4 protein-coding genes are annotated in these 3449 nt (G+C 44.8%); all 4 read left to right on the top strand.

Annotated elements, in window-relative coordinates; genetic code table 11:
• Nucleotides 1–1122, top strand: a 1122-nt coding sequence (locus SORDD16_RS05330; RefSeq protein ID WP_241734006.1) for a 2-isopropylmalate synthase, incomplete at its 5' end; no start/stop codon positions are given.
• Between the two features lie 11 nt (nt 1123–1133).
• A complete protein-coding gene (gene leuB / locus SORDD16_RS05325; protein ID WP_061452617.1) occupies nt 1134–2171 on the top strand; it encodes a 3-isopropylmalate dehydrogenase in 1038 nt (345 codons plus the stop codon).
• Nucleotides 2168–2437, top strand: coding sequence for a DUF1294 domain-containing protein (locus tag SORDD16_RS05320; RefSeq protein ID WP_061452616.1), 270 nt, complete (start codon nt 2168–2170; stop codon nt 2435–2437). Before leuB ends, SORDD16_RS05320 begins: the two co-directional genes overlap by 4 nt.
• Before the next feature lie 3 nt (nt 2438–2440).
• A partial coding sequence (locus tag SORDD16_RS05315) for an aconitase family protein (protein WP_241734005.1) occupies nt 2441–3449 on the top strand: 1009 nt, incomplete at its 3' end.

The following is a 3449-nucleotide window of genomic DNA, read 5'->3' as shown; positions in this document are numbered from 1 at the left end:
GATTTCCTCTTGCAAGTCGTTCAAACAGCAGTCGATGCAGGTGCGTCTTATATCAATATCCCTGACACGGTTGGATTCACTACACCAGAAGAGTACGGAGCTATTTTCAAATACTTGATTGAGAATGTCAAGACGAATCGTCAGATTATCTATTCGCCTCACTGTCACGATGACCTCGGAATGGCAGTGGCTAACAGCCTTGCTGCTGTCAAGAACGGTGCAGGACGTGTCGAAGGAACCATTAACGGTATTGGGGAGCGAGCTGGGAATGCTGCACTTGAAGAAATTGCAGTGGCGCTCAATATTCGCCAAGATTACTATCAAGCAGAGACCAGTATTGTCCTAAATGAAACCATTAATACGTCAGAAATGGTTTCTCGCTTCTCTGGTATTCCAGTTCCTAAAAACAAGGCTGTGGTTGGTGGTAATGCCTTTTCTCACGAGTCTGGTATTCACCAAGATGGAGTTCTTAAAAATCCGCTTACCTATGAAATCATCACACCGGAACTGGTTGGGGTTCAGAGTAATAGTCTTCCGCTTGGAAAATTGTCTGGACGCCATGCCTTTGTTGAAAAACTAAGAGAACTGGCCCTAGATTTTACAGAAGAGGATATCAAACCACTCTTCGCTAAGTTCAAGGCACTAGCGGACAAGAAACAAGAAATCACGGATGCAGATATTCGAGCTCTGGTAGCTGGAACCATGGTTGAAAATCCAGAAGGCTTCCATTTTGATGATTTACAACTTCAAACCCATGCAGATAATGACATTGAAGCACTCGTTAGCCTAGCCAATATGGATGGTGAGAAAGTCGAATTTAATGCGACAGGGCAAGGTTCCGTTGAAGCGATCTTTAACGCTATCGATAAGTTCTTTAACCAATCTGTCCGCTTGGTATCCTATACCATCGATGCGGTAACGGATGGAATTGATGCCCAGGCTCGGGTTTTGGTCACTGTTGAAAACAGAGATACAGAGACCATCTTTAACGCAGCAGGTCTTGATTTCGATGTACTGAAGGCTTCGGCTATTGCCTATATCAATGCCAATACCTTTGTTCAAAAAGAGAATGCAGGTGAGATGGGGCGCAGCGTTTCCTACCGAGACATGCCTAGTGTGTAAAGGAGAAGGCTATGACAAAGAAAATAGTAGCACTAGCAGGGGATGGAATCGGTCCAGAAATTATGGAAGCTGGTTTAGCGGTTCTGGAAGCTTTAGCCGAAAAAACAGGTTTTGACTATGAGATAGACAGACGCCCCTTTGGAGGTGCAGGTATTGATGCTGAGGGGCATCCCTTACCTGATGAAACCCTCAAGGCAAGTAGAGAAGCAGATGCTATTCTCCTAGCGGCTATCGGTAGTCCTCAGTATGATGGAGCAGCGGTTCGCCCTGAACAAGGCTTGCTGGCTCTTCGCAAGGAACTCAATCTCTATGCCAATATTCGACCTGTAAAAATCTTTGACAGTCTCAAGCATTTGTCGCCACTCAAACCGGAACGAATTGCTGGTGTAGACTTTGTCGTTGTGCGTGAGTTGACAGGGGGGATTTACTTTGGGGATCATATCCTTGAAGAGCGCAAAGCGCGTGATATCAACGACTATAGCTATGAGGAAGTAGAGCGGATTATTCGTAAGGCATTTGAAATTGCAAGAAATCGCAGAAAAATCGTTACTAGTATCGATAAGCAAAATGTTCTAGCGACTTCAAAACTTTGGCGGAGAGTAGCTGAGGAAGTTACTCAGGATTTCCCAGATGTTACCTTGGAACACCAGTTGGTGGACTCAGCTGCTATGCTTATGATTACCAATCCTGCCAAGTTTGATGTTATCGTGACGGAGAATCTTTTCGGAGATATCTTATCTGATGAATCAAGCGTTCTATCAGGCACTCTTGGAGTCATGCCATCAGCTAGTCATTCTGAAAAGGGACCAAGTCTTTATGAGCCTATTCACGGTTCAGCGCCTGATATTGCTGGTCAAGGAATTGCCAATCCTATTTCCATGATTTTGTCAGTTGCCATGATGTTGAGAGATAGCTTCGGACGTTATGAGGATGCAGAGCGTATCGAGCGTGCTGTTGAAGCTAGTTTAGCGGCTGGCATTTTAACAAGAGATATTGGAGGACAGGCTTCGACCAAGGAAATGACAGAAGCCATCATTGAAAGATTATGAAGATAAATGAAGGAATCACGCTTGCCCTCTTGATTTGGAATTTGCTGATTTTCTTGATTTATGGCATTGACAAATTCAAGGCAAGAAGAGGTGCTTGGCGCATCCCAGAGAAAATCTTACTCATTTTAGCCCTTGCTTGTGGTGGTTTTGGTGCCTGGTTGGCAGGAATCACCTTTCACCACAAGACTAGAAAATGGTATTTTAAAACAGTTTGGTTTCTCGGGATGGTAATCACACTAGTAGTCTTATATTTTATTTGGAGGTAATGGATGGCAGGAAAATCTATTTTTGATAAATTATGGGACCGCCATGTCATCACAGGAGAAGAGGGGCAGCCCCAACTCATGTATGTGGATCAACACTATATCCATGAAGTGACTAGTCCTCAGGCTTTTCAAGGATTGCGAGATGCAGGTCGCAGATTGAGACGACCAGACTTGACATTTGGAACCTTTGACCACAATGTCCCGACAGTTAATATCTACGATATACGAGATGTAATTTCCAAGGCTCAAATTGATAAGCTAGCAGAAAATGTTGAGGAATTCGGGATCGAACATGCGGCCCACGGCTCTGAAAAACAAGGTATCGTTCACATGGTAGGTCCAGAAACAGGACGGACCCAACCAGGAAAATTCATCGTCTGTGGAGACAGTCACACAGCTACTCACGGAGCTTTCGGAGCTATCGCCTTTGGGATTGGGACCAGTGAGGTCGAGCATGTCTTTGCTACCCAGACACTCTGGCAAGTCAAACCCAAGAAAATGTTGGTAGAATTCACTGGTGTTCCTCAAAAAGGAGTTTATTCTAAGGATTACATTCTCGCCTTAATTGCCAAGTACGGCGTTGCCTGTGGTGTAGGATATGTGGTGGAATATCGTGGGCAAGCGATTGATGCTCTGACCATGGAAGAGCGAATGACCATCTGCAATATGTCCATCGAATTTGGCTCCAAGATGGGCATCATGAATCCAGATCAGACTACCTATGACTATCTCAAGGGCCGAGAGTGTGTCCCAAAAGATTTTGAGGAAGCAGTTGCCGACTGGAAGACGCTTGTCAGCGATGATGATGCTGTTTATGATAAGATTATCCAGATGGATGTCTCTGACTTGGCTCCCATGGTGACCTGGGGAACCAATCCTGCTATGGGCGTTGACTTTGACAGTAGCTTCCCAGAAATTAAGGATATGAATGATGAACGAGCTTATCATTACATGGACTTGGAGCCTGGTCAAAAACCAGCGGACATTGAACTAGGCTATATCTTTATCGGGT

The sequence above is a fragment of the Streptococcus oralis genome (genome assembly GCF_001578945.1).
GTDB lineage: Bacteria > Bacillota > Bacilli > Lactobacillales > Streptococcaceae > Streptococcus > Streptococcus oralis_Q.
This window is presented reverse-complemented; position numbering and strand designations above follow the sequence as displayed.